The following is a 14,938-nucleotide window of genomic DNA, read 5'->3' as shown; positions in this document are numbered from 1 at the left end:
AAAACCTGATGCCTTTTCAGGGGTTGAAAACCATTAGATGGTATTGAAAACCATATGTTGCCACGTTTCGGAAGATTTATCCACTCCGGGAGTTTATCCGGTGTCATGCCGGAAGCGAACGAAAACACGGACGGTCTGATGTGGCCGCCGAACGTGATGAAAGCGATACAGGAGACGTCCGAGCAGGCGACGCGGAAACAACAGGAAGCACTCCAGAATCTCTTTATGAGTGCTGGAGTGGGCGCCACCCCTGATCTCGGGAACATCTCCGAGCAGCTCGGAACGATGACCCAGATGGCGACGTTCAAAACCCGGATTCAAAGCGGCGGCCGGATCTCGATCCCCGACGCCGAGCGTGAGGCCCTCGACATCGGAGAGGGGGACATCGTCCAGACCGTCGTCGTACCGGTCAAGCGAAACCGGAGTGACGACGATGAGTGAACACCCCAACCCGCTCGAGGCCGTCTTCGAACTCCAGCGGACGAGCATCCAACAGAGCCGGAAGGCGATGGAGGAGGGCATCGAACTCCAGCGACGGATGGGCCAGGCCCTCCTCGAGGGCGTCGACGAGACCGAGGCCGCCCAGAAACGGAGCGTCCAGTTGACGCGAACCGGCCTCCACGACTACCTCGACGCGGTCGAAGCGACGATTCCCGGGGCCGACGACGCCGTCGCGGAGATCCGATCGACCGTCGACGAGCAGTTCGACGAGATCGAGTCCCGCCACGCCGATGCCTTCGAAGCGGTCGGCACCGAGGCCGAGGACCGATCCGACGCCTACGAGGAACTGACCGCCGACTCCCTGGCGAGGCTCAACGATCAACTCGACGCGGTGCTCGAGGCCCACGAGGAGATCGAGTCCCAGACGCTCGAGGCCTTCGAGGAGGCCGAAACGCAGTTCGAGGAACTGCAAGCACAACTCGAGTCGGGCGACGCAGACGTCGCCGAGGGGTTCGACGCTCCGGCCGAGGCGTTTAGCGAGCAGTTCGAGGCCCAACTCCAGCAGTTCCAGACGCAACTCGAGGAGATGCTCGAGCGTGTCCCGTCGACGGGGTTCGACGCCGAGGAGTAACCGAGGAGATCCCGAAATGACGAACACAATGCATCGCATTTTTGTAGATCAACCGAGGACACATCAACAATGAGTAACACTAACAAGCAGATGCAGGCCGAGTGGAACGAACTAGTCGAGAACATGAACAACGCGGTCGCCCAGTCGATGGAGCAGAACATGGAGGCCAGCGCGGCGTTCATGGAATCGTGGGCCGACGCGATGGAGGACTCGATGCCGGACGACGAGGCCCTCTCGAGCAGCGTCGAAGGGTACAGCGACGCCTACGAGGTCTGGATGAACGCCGCCGAGGAGATGTCGGGCCGGACGACCGCGGCTGCCGAGGGCGAGGACGTCGACATGACGGAGTTCCGCGATATCTGGCTACAGAGCGCCAACGAGGCGTTCAAGGAGGTCATGGGTACCTCCGCCTTCGCCGCCGCGAACGGCCAGTTGGTCAACGCGATGATGGAGATGCGCGAGGAGGTCGACTCGATGGGCGAGGATACCCTCGAACAGCTCGGGATGCCGACCCAATCGGACATCGACGAAGTCGGCGAGCGCATCATCGAACTGGAGCGGCGTCAACACAGCGTCGAAAAGAAACTCGACCGAATCATCGAGGCACTCGAATGAGCACCAACAACCCGTTCTCGCTCGCGTTGAACTTCCAGCGCGAACTGCTCGACACCACTGTCGAGTCGGTCGAACGCACCTCGATCGCGAGCGAGCAGGCCGAACGAATAGAGAACGTCGAGGTCGGACAGACCCCGAGTGAGGTCGTCTACGAGGAGAACAAACTCGAACTCCTCCACTACGAATCCGAGGTCGACGAGCCCCACGGGACTCCGATACTCATCGTTTACGCGCTGATCAACAAGCCGTTCATTCTCGACCTCCAGCCGGGACGAAGCGTCGTCCGCCGCCTGCTCGAGGCGGGTCACGACGTCTATCTCATCGACTGGAACGAACCCTCGCGGCTGGATCAACACCTCACGCTCGACGACTACGTCAACCGGTACATCGACAACTGCGTCGACGTCGTCCGCGAGCGCTCCGGGGCCGACAAGATCAACATCCTCGGCTACTGCATGGGTGGGACGATGACGTCGATCTACACCGCCCTCCACGGCGAGAAGGTGCAGGCACTCGGGCTGATGGCCGCAGGCCTCTGTTTCCAGGGGACCGGCGGCGTCCTCGAGCTGTGGGGCGACGAGGAGCACTACGACCCCCGCGACGTCGTCGACGTCTACGGCAACGTCCCGGCGGACATGCTCGACATCGGCTTCGCCCTCATGGACCCCGTGGCGAACTACGTCTCGAAGTACATCCGGCTCTACGAGAACCTCGAGAACGACGACTTCGTCGAGAACTTCGCCCGGATGGAGCGATGGCTCGACGAGGGGATCGACCTCGCCGGCGAGACGTACATCCAGTTCCTAGAGGACATCTACCAGGACAACAAACTCTACGACAACGAGATGTACGTCGGCGGTGAGCACGTCGACGTCACGGAGATCGACGTCCCGATCCTGCAGATCATCGGCGAGTACGACCACCTCATCCCGCCGGAGACGAGCAAGCCGTTCAATGACATCGTCGGCAGCGACGATACCGAGATACTCGAGTATCCGACCGGCCACATCGGGCTTGCCGTCTCTGGATCGAGCCACAGCGACGTCTGGCCGCAGGTCGCCGAGTGGTACTTCGAGAAATCGCCGGCTGATCCGGTCGAGGAGGACTCGACCGAAGGGTCTCCGGACGATGCGGTCCAGATCGAGATCGACGACGACCCCTCGGCCGACACCGAGGCCAACGGGACCGCCACCGGCGAGGCCGACGCGGAAGCCCCCGACGACGCCGAGACCGAGGACGACACCTCCGCAGAGAGCGTCGAAACGCTCGCCGGGATCGGCCCGACGTACGCCGAGCGCCTCGGCGATGCCGGACTCGGCACCGTCGACGCGCTGGGGGCCGCCGACGCGGAGACGATCGCCGAGGCAGCGAACGTCAGCGTCACGCGGGCCGAGGAGTGGCTCGCACAGATCGAGTAACGTTCCCCCAGTTCGTCTTTTTTTGACCGCTACGCCCGCGGTATTTAAGCCTTGATCGTCCCGACCGTGGACGTTCCGGCCTCGCTCGTTTCGGGTCCGGTGGTCTCGGGGTCGTCCGCTCCGGTTCCGAGGGGTTCCGCCTCGACCGCGGGTGTCGACACCGTCACACCCGAAAACAACAGCCTGACGTGTCCGAGGTACGGCACCCGGAGTTCGGCCGTGCCGACGACCCACTCCGGACGGACCGGTGCCGAGAGCCGCGACGCCTGGTCGTAGTTCGCGTTCGTCACTTCGTTGTCGCCCTTCGTGATGAACCCGGCGTGGGGTGCCGGACAGTGGTTCAACGCCGCGCAGTCCTCGGCGCCGCCGGTGGCACCCGGGTCGGCCCGGTCGTACCAGTTTTCGCCCCCCTCGACCCACAGCATCGCGCGGTGGATGATCGGCGTTTGCCCGGTGTTGCCGTTGGGCCGGAAGACGATGACGTCGCCGGGGCGCTCGAACGTCGTTCGGCCGCGCTCGGCGGCCACGTCGGCCGGGACGACCCCCGTGGATCCGTCCGGGGTGTCGATCGCTCCCCCCGGGACGAAGCGGCCGTTGTCGACGATGAATATCAGGTCCCCGCGCTCCATGTTCGGCTCCATGCTGCCGGATTCGACCGCCACCATCGGCGGCCAGACGCCGCTGATCGCGAAGAGAAACACACCGATCGCGAGCACGATCGCGACGCTCGTGAGGACGTCCCGAACGTAGATCAACGCCCCCGAATCGGCGGTTCGAAGCCGGTGGAACCAGCCGCCGTCCGGAGAGCCACCGCCGTTCTCGCCCGTAGTCGGCCCGTCGCCACGCGCGTCGAAGAGTTCGTCGGAGTAGTCTTCGGGCGACGTGTCGGACGGGTCGTCGCGACGACGCTCGTCCGTCCTGTCTGTCATTGTCCGCCCGTAGCGGGGCGACGAACGTGAACGTTCTGGGTTCGTACACGGCCGCCCCGCCGTCCCCGATTCCGGAACCGGGTGTACCCCCGAGGCGGGCGCTCGGTTTCGATCCGTGGGTCGGAGTGCATTTCGAACGCTGAGGCGGACTGCACGTTGATAAGCGCGCTCGCGGTAGTTCAGTTCGATCACCGATGCCGTCGTGTCGAAACTGTGGAACCGACCTCGGCCAGTCCGACAACTTCTGTTCGAACTGCGCCACCCCACAGAACGACGAAGCCAGCCGACGGCTCGACGAGTACATCGATCGGCGGGCCCGACAGATCGGTGGAGGTGTCGGGTCCGGCTCGAGCGACGGCACACTTCGGTCCCGGCTCCAGTACGCCCTCGGTTATCTCGGCGTCGTGGCCGGGTTGGCGACGCTGACCGACGTCGCTGGGGTGTTCTTTCTTCTCGCCGGTATCTTCGTCCTCCCACCGGTTCAGGCCGCGATCGAATCCCGCCTCGGCCGGCCGATCGGCGTCCGCCCGACAGCGGCGACGACCACGGTGCTGTTCGTCGCCGGGGCCGCGGCGTTCGCCATCGTGTGACGCTCGAGACACCGCATACGACGGCGTGAGACGAACCGTGCCGTCCGCCGCATCACGACCGTTTTTTGTCGCTCCACCGGCGTAACCGACTATGGGACTCACGAACGGCGACGCGTTGGCGATGGCGCTCGGAGCCGTCGCCGTCGTCTTCTCGGGGTTCGTCCTCGCGTACTCGGCGTGGGGCGGACTCGCACTCCTGTTCGCCGGGGCGCTCGCGCTGTCGATCCTCCCGCTACGGGCGCGGGTTCCGGCCGCCGGCCCCGCGGTCTGGATCGCCTTTCTCGTGCTCTGTTCGGCCGGGACCGCGGGGTTTCTCGTGGGGTTTGGCGCCTTCGACGACCCCGAACTCGAACACGACGCCGAGGCCACCCTCCACGACGCCGGAACCGAAAACGCAACCGTCCTCGTCACCGGGACGGTTCGAAACGTCGGTGACGGCCCCGCCGACGCCGCCTCGATCCGCATCACGCTCGCCGACGGTGCCGACGGGACGCTCGGCAGCGATACCGTCGCCCTAGACGACGTCGGGGCGGGCGCCGAACGGCAGTTTTTCGCCCGGTTCGGCCCTGATCGGGCCCTCTCCGAGTTCGAGACACTCGACGTCGAGGTGACCGTCGAGGGGTAGGGGGCGGCCGATCCCCGATTCGCTGCCGTCTACACTTATTCCGGTGGCCCCCGAGGGCCCGATATGGAACTCCTCGACGTCGGGGTCGCGCTCGCGGGACTGGTACTCGTCCTCTTCGGCGCGGCGCTGTCGGTCTATGCGACCGCGCTGTTGGGCGTCCTGATCGGTGCTGCCGGGGGCTACGTCCTCGCACCGCAACTGTTGGGGATCGTCGGTACTGGGGGCGTCGTGGGGCTCGCCGCCGCCGTCGTCGCCGGCGGGGTCCTTGGAGCCGTCCTCGCCTCGGTCGCGCTCTCGGTTGCGACGGCGGTCCCGTCGTTCGTCGTGGGCGCGTATCTCGGTCTCTACGCGGTGACGCCGCTTTTCACCGCGGGTGGACTCGTCCGCTACCCCGTGGCAGTCCTCGTCGGGGTCGGCGGCGCAGTCCTCGGACTCACGCTCACCAGAGTCGCGCTGACGTTCGTGACGGCCTTCGTCGGCGCGGCCCTCGCCTCCGGGTCGGTCACGCTCGCCGATTTCACCGCTGCCCGGGACGGCCTCACGCCCGACCCGATCCTCTTCGATCCGCTCGCTACCGCCCCGATCGTCGGCGTCGACGTCCCCCTGTTCGGTTTGTTGTTCGCCCTCGGCGTCCTCTCGCAGACCGGCCTGTTCGAACTCGGGTGGGTCACGCGCCTCGCGGCCGTCGTCCCGGGGATCGGCCGCGCGCTCGGGGACGACTAGAGCCCCTCCAGCGACCGAAGCCGTTGCTCGACTATCGGTGGCGCGGCGCTCGGTCCGTCGGTGACCCGGTGATCGGGGACGACGACCGGGGCAGGGTTCTCCTCGAGGGCCGTCCTGAGAAGCGTCTGATCGTCGGCCGACTCGGGATCGAGGCCGGGAGTCATCCGCGCGAGCCCCCGAACGGTCACGTTTTCGCCGTAGGGGACTGTTCGAAGCGTCTCCAATGCCGACCGACGGTCGGTGGCCATCGTCAACGCGACCTCGACGTCTTCGAAGTCGTCGGCCGTTCCCCGGAGGTACTCCTCGATCTGATCCAACACCGGGTGGTCGTCCTCGCCGTCGGACGTCTCCGGAAACGACACTGAGAGGACGCGTTCGCTTGCGATCCCCACCTGCACGTACCGCTCCAGATACGGTGACTCTCGGGCGTAGATGCCCGCTTCGGGCTGGGTATCCATATCCCTCGTTCGGGCGGAGGTGGTTTGAACGTGCGGGCCGCGGCCGGGGACGACAACCCATATGTCGGTCGGGTCGTAACCCCGGTCATGGACTTTCACGACCGGCCCCGGCGGCTCCGAACCGACGGCGTCCGGCCGCTCGTCAGCGAGACGGAACTGTCGCCGACGGACCTCGTCGCGCCGGTGTTCGTCGACGCCACGGCCGACGAGCGCGTCGCAATCGAGTCGATGCCCGGCCACGAGCGCGTCCCCCCGGAGGCGTGTGTCGACCGGGTCCGGGAGATCACGGACACCGGAGTCGAAGCGGTCATCGTCTTCGGGATCCCCGAGTCGAAGGACGAAACCGGCACGCGCGCGTGGGCCGACGACGGCGTCGTCCAGCGGGCGGTCCGGCGGATCGCCGCGGAGACCGACGCCTACGCGATCACGGACGCGTGTCTCTGCGAGTACACGAGCCACGGCCACTGCGGAATCCTCGAGGCGGGGGCCGAATCGGACCCCCGCTTGACTGTCGACAACGACGCCACGCTCGAACGGCTTGAGCGGGTCGCGGTCTCACACGCCGAGGCGGGGGCCGACATGATCGCCCCCTCGGGCATGATGGACGGGATGGTGGGTGCGATCCGGGACGCACTCGACGGGGCGGGCTACGAGAACCTGCCGATCATGTCCTACGCCGCGAAGTACGAGTCGGCCTTCTACGGCCCGTTCCGCGACGCCGCCGACGGCGCGCCCGCCTTCGGCGACCGGCGACACTACCAGATGGATCCCGCGAACGCGCGCGAGGCGCGCCGCGAGGTCGCCCTCGACGTCGAGGAGGGGGCGGACGTCCTGATGATCAAACCTGCCCTGCCGTACCTCGACGTCGTCGCCGACGTCCGCCGGTCGTTCGAGAGGCCGGTCGCGGCGTACAACGTCTCCGGGGAATACGCGATGTTGCACGCCGCCGCCGACCGCGGGTGGCTCTCCCTGGAAGCGGTCGCCCGCGAGTCGCTGTTGTCGATCAAACGCGCCGGTGCTGACCTAATCATCACGTACTTCGCCGAGGACGTCGCCGACGCGCTGTAGCGCGCGCAAGCCGAATCCGGGCGGATCGCGGGCGAGCAGCCGCCTTGCGGTCACACGAATGTCCAGAAACACGCCGCAAAACGCGTTCAATTCTTGACGTCGTACGACCTTATATTGATATTATTCTTGCATATATCTGACGATCGGCCATATATATTGACATGAAGTGTGGAATATAAACTCCAACATTTATGTAGGGGGCTTCCATGAGGATGAGACGTAATGCAGCATACAAACGTAGCAGAACAATACAAAACTATGGACGTATATGAGAATATGTGCGGGTTCGAACCGGAGGTGACACGATGATCGAGGCGATCCCGATGCAGACCGGTATGGAAGCAGTGGAGGCCGCCGTCAACGAAACGTGGATCCTGACGGTGACCTTCCTCATCTTCTTCATGCACGCCGGGTTCGCGATGCTCGAAGCGGGGCAGGTGCGTTCGAAGAACGTCGCCAATCAGCTCACGAAGAACATGCTGACGTGGTCCGTCGGCGTCACGGTGTTCTTCCTCATTGGAACCGGCATCGAGAGCCTGGCGAGCGGTGTGGGCTTTTCGCCGGCCGCCGGTGCCGGCGGGTACGTCAGCTGGCTGTACGGCGCCGTCTTCGCGATGACCGCCGCGACGATCGTCTCGGGGGCCGTCGCCGGACGTGCGAAACTCCGCGCGTACATCACCTACACGTTCCTGCTGGCGGCCGTGATCTACCCGGTCATCACGGCGTTCACGTGGGCAGCCCCCGAAACCGGACTCGTCGAACAGCTCGTCGGTGCTCCGTTCGCTGACTTCGCCGGCGGGATGATCGTCCACGGGATGGGCGGCATCGCTGGACTCACCGCCGCGGCCGTTTTGGGTCCGCGGATGGACCGATACAACGAGGACGGTTCGGTGAACATCATCCCCGGCCACTCGATGACGTTTGCAGTGCTGGGAACACTCATGCTCTGCTTCGGGTGGTACGGGTTCAACGTCGGCACCGCCGGTGCCTTCGACACGGGCGGGGCTGGCGTGAATACGCTGGGCCAGGTGGCCATGACGACGACGGTCGCGATGGGGATGGGTGCGATCGGTTCCGCCGCCGTCTCGCTGCTCAGATCCGGCAAGGTCGACACCCTGTACACCGCAAACGGCATGCTCGCCGGACTGGCTGCGATTACGGCGATCCCGAACTCGACCACCTGGTGGGGCGCGTTCGTCGTCGGGATCCTCGCCGGTGCACAGCTGCCGATCGTCTTCGAGTTCGTCTCGAACACGCTCAAGATCGACGACGTCTGTGCGGTCTTTCCGGTTCACGGCAGCGCGGGCGTCCTCGGCACGCTGTTGATGCCGTTCGTCGCGCTGCCCGGCGTCGTCGACTCGGTTGTCAATCAGTTCCTCGCCCAGGTCGTCGGCGTTGTCATCATCGGCGGCTGGACGCTCACTACGACCGCAATCATCTGGTACGCGTTCAAAGCCACCGGCCAGGCCCGCGTCTCCGCGGAGCACGAACAGGACGGCCTCGACGTCTCCGAGCACGGCGTCGACACTTACCCCGAGTTCGGCGGCCGCGACGCAATCGCCACCGACGGCGGCCACGTGTCCGACGACGAGACGGGCCGCTTGCTGCCCGACGGTGGCGAACCCGTCGACGACTCCGAGATCAAGATGGTCATGGGGTTCATCCGTCCGGACAAGCTCTCCGACGTGAAACAGGGGCTCGCGGAGATCGGTGCCCCGTCGCTTACCGTCACGAACGTCTCCGGTCGCGGCTCCCAGCCCGCCAAGACGGGACAGTGGCGCGGCGAGGAGTACAGCGTCGACCTCCACCAGAAGGTCAAAATCGAGTGCGTCGTCAACGACATCCCTGCGGCCGACGTCGCGGAAGCGATAAGCGACGCCGCGAAGACCGGAGAACCCGGTGACGGGAAGGTGTTCATCCTCCCGGTCGAGGAGGCCTACCAGATCCGGACCGGTGAGGTCGGACCCGACGCGGTCTGACCGTGTCGATGACGGAGCGGTTCGAGGAACAACTCGTCGCGGCGCTGTGTCGCGACGGCCGCGCCGACATCCGCGACATCGCGGCGACGACCGACGTGGTCCCGACGACCATACAAAAACACCTTCGGGCGCTCGAGGAGCGCGGCACGATCGACGGCTACACCGCCCAACTGAACTACGGTGAACTCGGCTACGGGACCGCTGTCTTTCGGCTCGGCGTCGAACTCGACGTGATCGACGACGTAACCGACCGGCTCCGCGAACGCGCTCAGTTCGTCACGGTGTACCAGACGAGCGGCCCCCACCCCGTCTTCGCGATCGGGAAGTTCGAGAGCGAGGCCGCGATCGCGGCTTGTCTGCGCGAACTCCACGACGACCCCGACATCCACCGGGTGGAGGCCGACACGGTTGTGTCGGTGCGCCGCGAGGACGACTGTCCGATTCCGGAGTAGTCCGGCAAAAAATCGGATCCCGGGTGGGATCCCACGGAGGAACCGGCGGGTGCCAGCCGCTTCGGTTCGTGGTCGGCAGCGCTGTGCGGGTGCCGCGCCGATCGCGGCATTCTACACTACACGGCCGGTGGATGTTATCCGGGACGAACACAGCAATACTCGCTATCGGCGGTTAAATAACCGGATGCATGTATTAATATATGGCAAAAAACACAACGTTCTAGTTGCCAGCTTCGGGTGCCACGATAGCGGAACGTTCGACGGTCGACGGTAACCCTTTGGGGCCGCGAGCGAAAGTGGCGGACATGAACCACGACGCCTCTCGCTCGCTGTACGACCGGGCACTGTCGGTCATGCCCGGTGGCGTGAACTCCTCGGTTCGGGCCGCACCACAGCCATATCCGGTCTTCGTCGACCACGGCGAGGGCGGCCACGTCGTCGACGCGGACGGCAACCGATACATCGATTGGGTCTGTGGGCTCGGACCGCTGTTGCTCGGCCACGACATGCCGGAACCACTACAGGCGGCGGTCCAATCGCGGGCCGCCGAGGGACCAATGTACGGAATGCCGAGCGATATCGAGGTCGAACACGCGGAGTTCGTCTGCCGGCACGTCCCGAGCGTCGAGATGATCCGGTTCGTCAACAGCGGCACCGAGGCGACCGTCTCGGCCTGCCGACTCGCGCGCGCGGTCACCGAGCGCAACAAGATCCTCGTCATGCAGGGCGGCTACCACGGTGCCCAGGAGTCGACGCTCGTCGAGGGCGACGCCGACGACCCGAAACCGTCGACCGCCGGGATCCCACAGGCCTTCGCCGAGCACACGATCCCGGTCCCGTTCAACGATCCCGAAGCCGCCCGCGAAGCCTTCGAGACCCACGGTGAGGACATCGCCGCCGTCCTCGTCGAACCGATCCAGGCCAACATGGGCATCGTCTATCCGGTCGACGGCTATCACGAGCACCTCCGGGAACTCTGTGACGAGTACGGCTCGTTGTTGATTTTCGACGAGGTGATCACCGGTTTCCGCGTCGGCGGTCTCGGCTGCGCCCAAAGCGAGTTCGGGATCGACCCCGACATCACGACGTTCGGCAAGATCATCGGCGGCGGCTTCCCGGTCGGCGCTATCGGCGGCAAGACGGAGTACATCGAGCGCTTTACGCCCTCCGGCGACGTCTTCCAGGCGGGCACCTTCTCCGGACATCCGGTGACGATGGCGGCGGGCCTCGAGACGTTGCAGTACTGCGCCGAGAACGGCGTCTACGACCACGTCGACCGCCTCGGCCAGAAGCTCCGCGAGGGACTCTCCGACATCGTCGCCGACCACGCCCCCGAGTACACCGTCGTCGGATCGCACTCGCTTTTCAAACTCGTGTTCACTCGTGCCGAGGGCGACCCACAGGGGGACCCCTGTCGGAACGGCTGTCGACAGGCCCCCGGATGTGGCCGCCACGACGCCTGCCCGAAGCGCGGTACCGACGTCACGCGGGCCGAGACCGACCGGTATGCCCGCCTGTTCCGCCCGGAGATGCGCGAGCGGGGGATCCTCCTCTCGCAGAACCAGTTCGAGTCGAACTTCGTCTCCTACGGCCACACTGACGAGGACGTCGAGGAGACGCTGGAAGCGTACAAGATGGCTTTATAACCCCACCTCCTGCCCCCGACATCACAACAGCAGCAGTTGCCCGAAAAAAATGATCGTAATGAAGACCGAAAGCGCCGCGGTCCCGTAGGCCAAAACTCCGTACTCCGCCGGGTTCTGCGCTTCCGCCTCGGGGTTTTTCATCCTGAACAGCCCGGCGGCCAAAATCGAGAGTCCGACGCCGAGTTGTGCGAGGCCCGCTATTTCGAAGGACACACCGTAGAGCGCCGCGTACTGCGCGAAAAAAACCAGACCGCTGTATACGAAACAAAGCGTCACGAATCGGGCTGCTCGCATGGGAACGAACACGGTCCCTCGGCGGATAACGCCCCCGGTCGGTAGCGGGGATCGAGCGGGTGTGTCCGACCGACGCTCCCGGGACTCCCGCCTCGCGACACGTTCACGGTCCCAGCTCGTGTTTGGCATCGGGTGCCACCGACACGATTTATAAACACCCACGAGCGCCCCCGTCCGCGAGCCCCTCCGTCGGAATTCACCGCACCGGGGCGCCGCGTTCGCCCTACGCGTAGTTCTCCTCGAGGAACTCGACGATGTCGTCGGACTCCGCCATCCCGTCGACCTCGTGTTCCTCGTCGACGATGACCGGGACGCCGGTCTGGCCGCTTACTTCCTCGACCTCGGTGCGATCGCCGTGCGAGCGCGGGACGCCGATGCTGTCGTACTCGACGCCCAACTCGTCGAGCTTGTCGATGACCTTCGCGCAGTACGGACATCCCGGCAACTCGTAGAGGGTAATGTTTGCCATCGAGACGCAGTTGGGGTGGCTACATAAAGAACGCGACGGTGTTGTGTTTCGGCCGCGTCAACCCGCAGCCGCGCCCGACTGCGCCCCGACGCCAGCCGGGGGCGCTCTCGCCGGCGCGTACACCGAACCGAGGGCTGCCCGCGAGGGAGCCTTGACGACGGTGACAGAGCGCCTTTCACGTTGGACCCGGATCGCGCCGGCGAAGCGCCCGCGGTCGTCAAGCGTCCAGACCGTTTCGCCGCCGGCGCTCGCGCGGCGCTGGCCGCCCCAGTGTTCGATCACCCGACCGTAGCCGTCGCGGAACGCGGCCGCGTCCTCGGCGTCGTCGAACGTCACGTTCCAGACGTAGGCGGTCTCGCCGTCGCGTTCGTAGGCGTGGAGGCGGTCGTCGTACCACCCCTCGGTGTAGGGGACGTCGTAGGTGTAGGGGCTGTCGGGGTCGAGACCGCTCGACCCGGTGTTTCGGAACTCGTCGCGGTCGATGACGCCCGCCCTCTCGCCCGCGTAAGCGGTGTAGGCGAACATCGAGGCGAGTCCGGCCCGGCCAACGGTCGCGGCGTCGGGGCCGTCCTCGACGGTGACGCGCTCCCATCCGCCCCGGTTCCGGTCGCGGACGGTCGCCTCGCCGTAGCCGTCGCTCCCGGACGCTTCCGGGGCGATGATCTCCGCGCTCGTGGTCGGATACGCCTCGTGCATCGCGTCGACCGCGCTCCAGTTTCCGTCGTCGCGGTGGTGCTCGACGAATCCCGGCCCCTCGGCGTAGGGGAAGAAGCCGAAGAAGTACACGCCCCAGTTGAACTCCGGGGGCAGCGTGCCGCCGGCGTCCTCGCCGACCTCGACGCACTGCCATGCGCCCGACTCACACCGGCGCTCGTAGGCGCGCTCGACGACGGTCGCGTCGCCCTCGACGAGGCCGTTCCGGGCGTTGGCCGCGTCCGCCGTCGCCTCCGCGGGCGGGCGGAGGCCGAACCGCTGGTCCTGGAGGGCGTGGACCAACTCGTGGGCGAGGGTCAACTCGTCGTCTAGCGTCGCCGGTCGATTCGCGCTGACGACGACGAGTCGCTCCTCGCTCGGTTGATAAAAACCCAGGATAGTCCCGCCTTGGTTTCGCCGCCGGACGTCGACGACGTCCCGGTCGGGACCGACCAAAAACAGCGCTTCGTGTTGGGCGTTGTCCAGCGCTCGCTGTCCCTCGGGTGGGTCGCGCCGGACGTCGTCGAACTCCTCGTTGAACGCCTCCCGGGTCATGAGTTCGACGTCGACGTCCGCCTCGAAGCGGAGCCCCCGGAGCAACTGAATGCGGGCCATCGCCCGGGAGACGACGGCCTCCGTTTCGCCCTCGTCGAGGCCCTCCTCGGCGTCGAATTCGAAGGTATCGTCGTACCAGTAGCCGTCGTAGTATCCCAACCGATCCTCTCTCGGCGGCTCGGAGCGCTCGGGCACGTTCGGCTGGTAGCCGACGGCACAACCCGAGAGCACCACCACCGCGACGAGCGCCACCGCAGCTACCGGCCGTCGGGTCATTGCCCGTCGTTCGTGCCGGAGCGACAAAAATCCGCCGCGGGCACGTCACCGGAGTTCATACCGGACAACGCCGTCTCGGGTCCCACAGCACGAACACTCGTCGAGTTCGGACTCGAGCGTCGTCCCGCAGTGTCGACACTCGTAGACGACGTCCTCGGCGGGGATGCGTCGGACCCACGCGAGCAGTGTTCTGTACATCTCTCTCCCACCGGCCGCTCCTCACTCGGGCGGTCCCGTCGGAGGGGGCGGCACGACTCGACGTTTCCCCTGACAGCTTATAATACACGCACACCTTTCAACCGACGGACTGCACCGAGACTAATCGCGTTCGTGTACACCTGCTCTGCCGTCGCCGTAGACGTCTTCCAGCCAACCGAACGCCCGATCGAGGAACCGACGCTCCGCGGCTTCGGAAAAGCGGTGTCCCTCCCCCGCGTACGTTTCGAGGAGTACGTCCGTTTCGAGGGCGGCAGCGGCGTCGAAGCTGTCGGCGATGGGCACCGACTCGTCGCTTTCCCCGTGGAAGATCCCGACGGGCGCTCCGATCTCCCCCGCCGCGTCGTCGAACCCGTACGTCCCGACGTCCTCGAAGAACCGTTCGTCGATCGCGTGCTCGTCGTCGTATCGGAGTGTGCCCTCGGCCTCGACGGCTCGCCGGTCGGCATCGAACGCACGATTGTACGTGACCGGCGCACGCGCGACGATCGCCGTCGGATCCAGCGGACCGGCCGCCGCGTGGAAGGCGACCTTCGCGCCGAAACTCGACCCGACGCAGGCGTACGACCGGGGATCGAAGCGCTCGATGACCGCCCGGAGGTCATCGATCCGCGAGGTGAGCGTCGCCTCGACGAACGCGCGATCGGAGTCGCCGCTACCCCTGAAGTCGAACCGAACGGCGTCGTAGCCCGCCTCGACGGCGCGTTCGCATCGGTTCTCGTAGCTGCCCGTTTTGTCGCTGCGGAAGCCGTGACAGAAGAACAGCCACCGCTCGCCGACGGCCGCGTGGTGGACCGCCGCGACTCGGTCCCCCTCGACTCGGATCTCGTGTTCGGTCGGCATGCGGGGCCTTCGTCCGC

18 protein-coding genes are annotated in these 14,938 nt (G+C 66.0%); 11 read left to right on the top strand and 7 right to left on the bottom strand.

The genetic code is table 11. The annotated features are described in order from the left end of the window. Positions 1–105: 105 nt before the first annotated feature. The 4 genes from NMLP_RS13870 (at position 106) to phaC (ending at position 3,105) form a co-directional block, all read left to right on the top strand. On the top strand, positions 106–441 hold the full coding sequence (locus tag NMLP_RS13870; RefSeq protein WP_015410765.1) for an AbrB/MazE/SpoVT family DNA-binding domain-containing protein: 336 nt from the start codon (positions 106–108) through the stop codon (positions 439–441). Next, positions 434–1,072 (top strand): hypothetical protein, encoded by a 639-nt coding sequence (locus NMLP_RS13865; RefSeq protein ID WP_015410764.1) that lies wholly within the window; start codon positions 434–436, stop codon positions 1,070–1,072. The genes NMLP_RS13870 and NMLP_RS13865 overlap by 8 nt, the downstream gene beginning before the upstream one ends. Before the next feature lie 69 nt (positions 1,073–1,141). Then, positions 1,142–1,687, top strand: coding sequence for a poly(R)-hydroxyalkanoic acid synthase subunit PhaE (locus tag NMLP_RS13860; protein WP_015410763.1), 546 nt, complete (start codon positions 1,142–1,144; stop codon positions 1,685–1,687). Beyond that, positions 1,684–3,105 carry a class III poly(R)-hydroxyalkanoic acid synthase subunit PhaC gene (gene phaC, locus NMLP_RS13855; protein ID WP_015410762.1) on the top strand — a complete coding sequence of 474 codons (1,422 nt, stop codon included), beginning with the start codon at positions 1,684–1,686 and terminating at the stop codon, positions 3,103–3,105. The genes NMLP_RS13860 and phaC overlap by 4 nt, the downstream gene beginning before the upstream one ends. A 44-nt stretch (positions 3,106–3,149) precedes the next feature. On the opposite strand, the gene NMLP_RS13850 is transcribed toward phaC, so the two are convergent. Next, positions 3,150–4,034, bottom strand: coding sequence for a S24/S26 family peptidase (locus NMLP_RS13850; protein WP_015410761.1), 885 nt, complete (start codon positions 4,032–4,034; stop codon positions 3,150–3,152). Positions 4,035–4,228: 194 nt separating this feature from the next. On the opposite strand from NMLP_RS13850, the gene NMLP_RS13845 reads away from it, so the two are divergent. From NMLP_RS13845 to NMLP_RS13835, 3 genes are all read left to right on the top strand, one after another. Beyond that, positions 4,229–4,624 carry a zinc ribbon domain-containing protein gene (locus tag NMLP_RS13845; RefSeq protein ID WP_015410760.1) on the top strand — a complete coding sequence of 132 codons (396 nt, stop codon included), beginning with the start codon at positions 4,229–4,231 and terminating at the stop codon, positions 4,622–4,624. Positions 4,625–4,715: 91 nt separating this feature from the next. Beyond that, positions 4,716–5,249 carry an FxLYD domain-containing protein gene (locus tag NMLP_RS13840; protein WP_015410759.1) on the top strand — a complete coding sequence of 178 codons (534 nt, stop codon included), beginning with the start codon at positions 4,716–4,718 and terminating at the stop codon, positions 5,247–5,249. Between the two features lie 63 nt (positions 5,250–5,312). Beyond that, positions 5,313–5,972: a hypothetical protein gene (locus NMLP_RS13835; protein WP_015410758.1), complete on the top strand. Its 660-nt coding sequence runs from the start codon at positions 5,313–5,315 to the stop codon at positions 5,970–5,972. Here NMLP_RS13835 and NMLP_RS13830 read toward each other — a convergent pair. Next, entirely contained in the window at positions 5,969–6,430 is a 462-nt protein-coding gene (locus NMLP_RS13830; protein WP_015410757.1) for a methylated-DNA--[protein]-cysteine S-methyltransferase, read from the bottom strand. The two genes, NMLP_RS13835 and NMLP_RS13830, sit on opposite strands and share 4 nt — an antisense overlap. 87 nt (positions 6,431–6,517) lie before the next feature. On the opposite strand from NMLP_RS13830, the gene hemB reads away from it, so the two are divergent. The 4 genes from hemB (at position 6,518) to hemL (ending at position 11,575) form a co-directional block, all read left to right on the top strand. Further along, entirely contained in the window at positions 6,518–7,498 is a 981-nt protein-coding gene (gene hemB, locus NMLP_RS13825) for a porphobilinogen synthase (RefSeq protein ID WP_015410756.1), read from the top strand. Positions 7,499–7,803: 305 nt separating this feature from the next. Continuing rightward, complete coding sequence (locus tag NMLP_RS16040) at positions 7,804–9,477, top strand: ammonium transporter (RefSeq protein ID WP_015410755.1); 1,674 nt, start codon at positions 7,804–7,806, stop codon at positions 9,475–9,477. An 8-nt stretch (positions 9,478–9,485) separates the two neighbouring features. Beyond that, positions 9,486–9,929: an Lrp/AsnC family transcriptional regulator gene (locus NMLP_RS13815; protein WP_015410754.1), complete on the top strand. Its 444-nt coding sequence runs from the start codon at positions 9,486–9,488 to the stop codon at positions 9,927–9,929. A 305-nt stretch (positions 9,930–10,234) separates the two neighbouring features. Then, a complete protein-coding gene (gene hemL, locus NMLP_RS13810; RefSeq protein WP_015410753.1) occupies positions 10,235–11,575 on the top strand; it encodes a glutamate-1-semialdehyde 2,1-aminomutase in 1,341 nt (446 codons plus the stop codon). A 21-nt stretch (positions 11,576–11,596) separates the two neighbouring features. On the opposite strand, the gene NMLP_RS13805 is transcribed toward hemL, so the two are convergent. From NMLP_RS13805 to NMLP_RS13790, 5 genes are all read right to left on the bottom strand, one after another. Then, a complete protein-coding gene (locus tag NMLP_RS13805; protein ID WP_231857240.1) occupies positions 11,597–11,788 on the bottom strand; it encodes a hypothetical protein in 192 nt (63 codons plus the stop codon). Positions 11,789–12,092: 304 nt separating this feature from the next. Then, positions 12,093–12,338 carry a glutaredoxin family protein gene (locus tag NMLP_RS13800; RefSeq protein ID WP_015410751.1) on the bottom strand — a complete coding sequence of 82 codons (246 nt, stop codon included), beginning with the start codon at positions 12,336–12,338 and terminating at the stop codon, positions 12,093–12,095. Positions 12,339–12,395: 57 nt separating this feature from the next. Then, positions 12,396–13,862 carry an Hvo_1808 family surface protein gene (locus NMLP_RS13795; protein ID WP_015410750.1) on the bottom strand — a complete coding sequence of 489 codons (1,467 nt, stop codon included), beginning with the start codon at positions 13,860–13,862 and terminating at the stop codon, positions 12,396–12,398. A gap of 45 nt (positions 13,863–13,907) precedes the next feature. Then, the gene (locus NMLP_RS15680; RefSeq protein ID WP_015410749.1) at positions 13,908–14,060 is read right to left on the bottom strand and encodes a small CPxCG-related zinc finger protein; all 153 of its coding nucleotides are present in this window, start codon (positions 14,058–14,060) and stop codon (positions 13,908–13,910) included. Positions 14,061–14,180: 120 nt separating this feature from the next. Further along, entirely contained in the window at positions 14,181–14,921 is a 741-nt protein-coding gene (locus NMLP_RS13790) for an alpha/beta hydrolase family protein (protein WP_015410748.1), read from the bottom strand. Positions 14,922–14,938: the final 17 nt, after the last annotated feature.

Source organism: Natronomonas moolapensis 8.8.11, assembly GCF_000591055.1.
Taxonomy (GTDB): Archaea; Halobacteriota; Halobacteria; order Halobacteriales; family Haloarculaceae; genus Natronomonas; species Natronomonas moolapensis.
Note: the sequence above shows the minus strand (reverse complement) of the source record. Positions and strands in the feature narration are given on the sequence as shown.

What these genes read in the sequence shown, in the direction of transcription:
- hemB (WP_015410756.1), top strand. Translation starts at nt 6,518, where the DNA reads ATGGACTTTCACGACCGGCCCCGGCGGCTCCGAACCGACGGCGTCCGG.
- NMLP_RS13790 (WP_015410748.1), bottom strand. Translation starts at nt 14,921, where the DNA reads ATGCCGACCGAACACGAGATCCGAGTCGAGGGGGACCGAGTCGCGGCG.
- NMLP_RS13870 (WP_015410765.1), top strand. Translation starts at nt 106, where the DNA reads ATGCCGGAAGCGAACGAAAACACGGACGGTCTGATGTGGCCGCCGAAC.
- NMLP_RS13800 (WP_015410751.1), bottom strand. Translation starts at nt 12,338, where the DNA reads ATGGCAAACATTACCCTCTACGAGTTGCCGGGATGTCCGTACTGCGCG.
- NMLP_RS13830 (WP_015410757.1), bottom strand. Translation starts at nt 6,430, where the DNA reads ATGGATACCCAGCCCGAAGCGGGCATCTACGCCCGAGAGTCACCGTAT.
- NMLP_RS13795 (WP_015410750.1), bottom strand. Translation starts at nt 13,862, where the DNA reads ATGACCCGACGGCCGGTAGCTGCGGTGGCGCTCGTCGCGGTGGTGGTG.
- NMLP_RS13845 (WP_015410760.1), top strand. Translation starts at nt 4,229, where the DNA reads ATGCCGTCGTGTCGAAACTGTGGAACCGACCTCGGCCAGTCCGACAAC.
- hemL (WP_015410753.1), top strand. Translation starts at nt 10,235, where the DNA reads ATGAACCACGACGCCTCTCGCTCGCTGTACGACCGGGCACTGTCGGTC.
- NMLP_RS13840 (WP_015410759.1), top strand. Translation starts at nt 4,716, where the DNA reads ATGGGACTCACGAACGGCGACGCGTTGGCGATGGCGCTCGGAGCCGTC.
- NMLP_RS15680 (WP_015410749.1), bottom strand. Translation starts at nt 14,060, where the DNA reads ATGTACAGAACACTGCTCGCGTGGGTCCGACGCATCCCCGCCGAGGAC.
- phaC (WP_015410762.1), top strand. Translation starts at nt 1,684, where the DNA reads ATGAGCACCAACAACCCGTTCTCGCTCGCGTTGAACTTCCAGCGCGAA.
- NMLP_RS13865 (WP_015410764.1), top strand. Translation starts at nt 434, where the DNA reads ATGAGTGAACACCCCAACCCGCTCGAGGCCGTCTTCGAACTCCAGCGG.
- NMLP_RS13850 (WP_015410761.1), bottom strand. Translation starts at nt 4,034, where the DNA reads ATGACAGACAGGACGGACGAGCGTCGTCGCGACGACCCGTCCGACACG.
- NMLP_RS13860 (WP_015410763.1), top strand. Translation starts at nt 1,142, where the DNA reads ATGAGTAACACTAACAAGCAGATGCAGGCCGAGTGGAACGAACTAGTC.
- NMLP_RS16040 (WP_015410755.1), top strand. Translation starts at nt 7,804, where the DNA reads ATGATCGAGGCGATCCCGATGCAGACCGGTATGGAAGCAGTGGAGGCC.
- NMLP_RS13835 (WP_015410758.1), top strand. Translation starts at nt 5,313, where the DNA reads ATGGAACTCCTCGACGTCGGGGTCGCGCTCGCGGGACTGGTACTCGTC.
- NMLP_RS13815 (WP_015410754.1), top strand. Translation starts at nt 9,486, where the DNA reads ATGACGGAGCGGTTCGAGGAACAACTCGTCGCGGCGCTGTGTCGCGAC.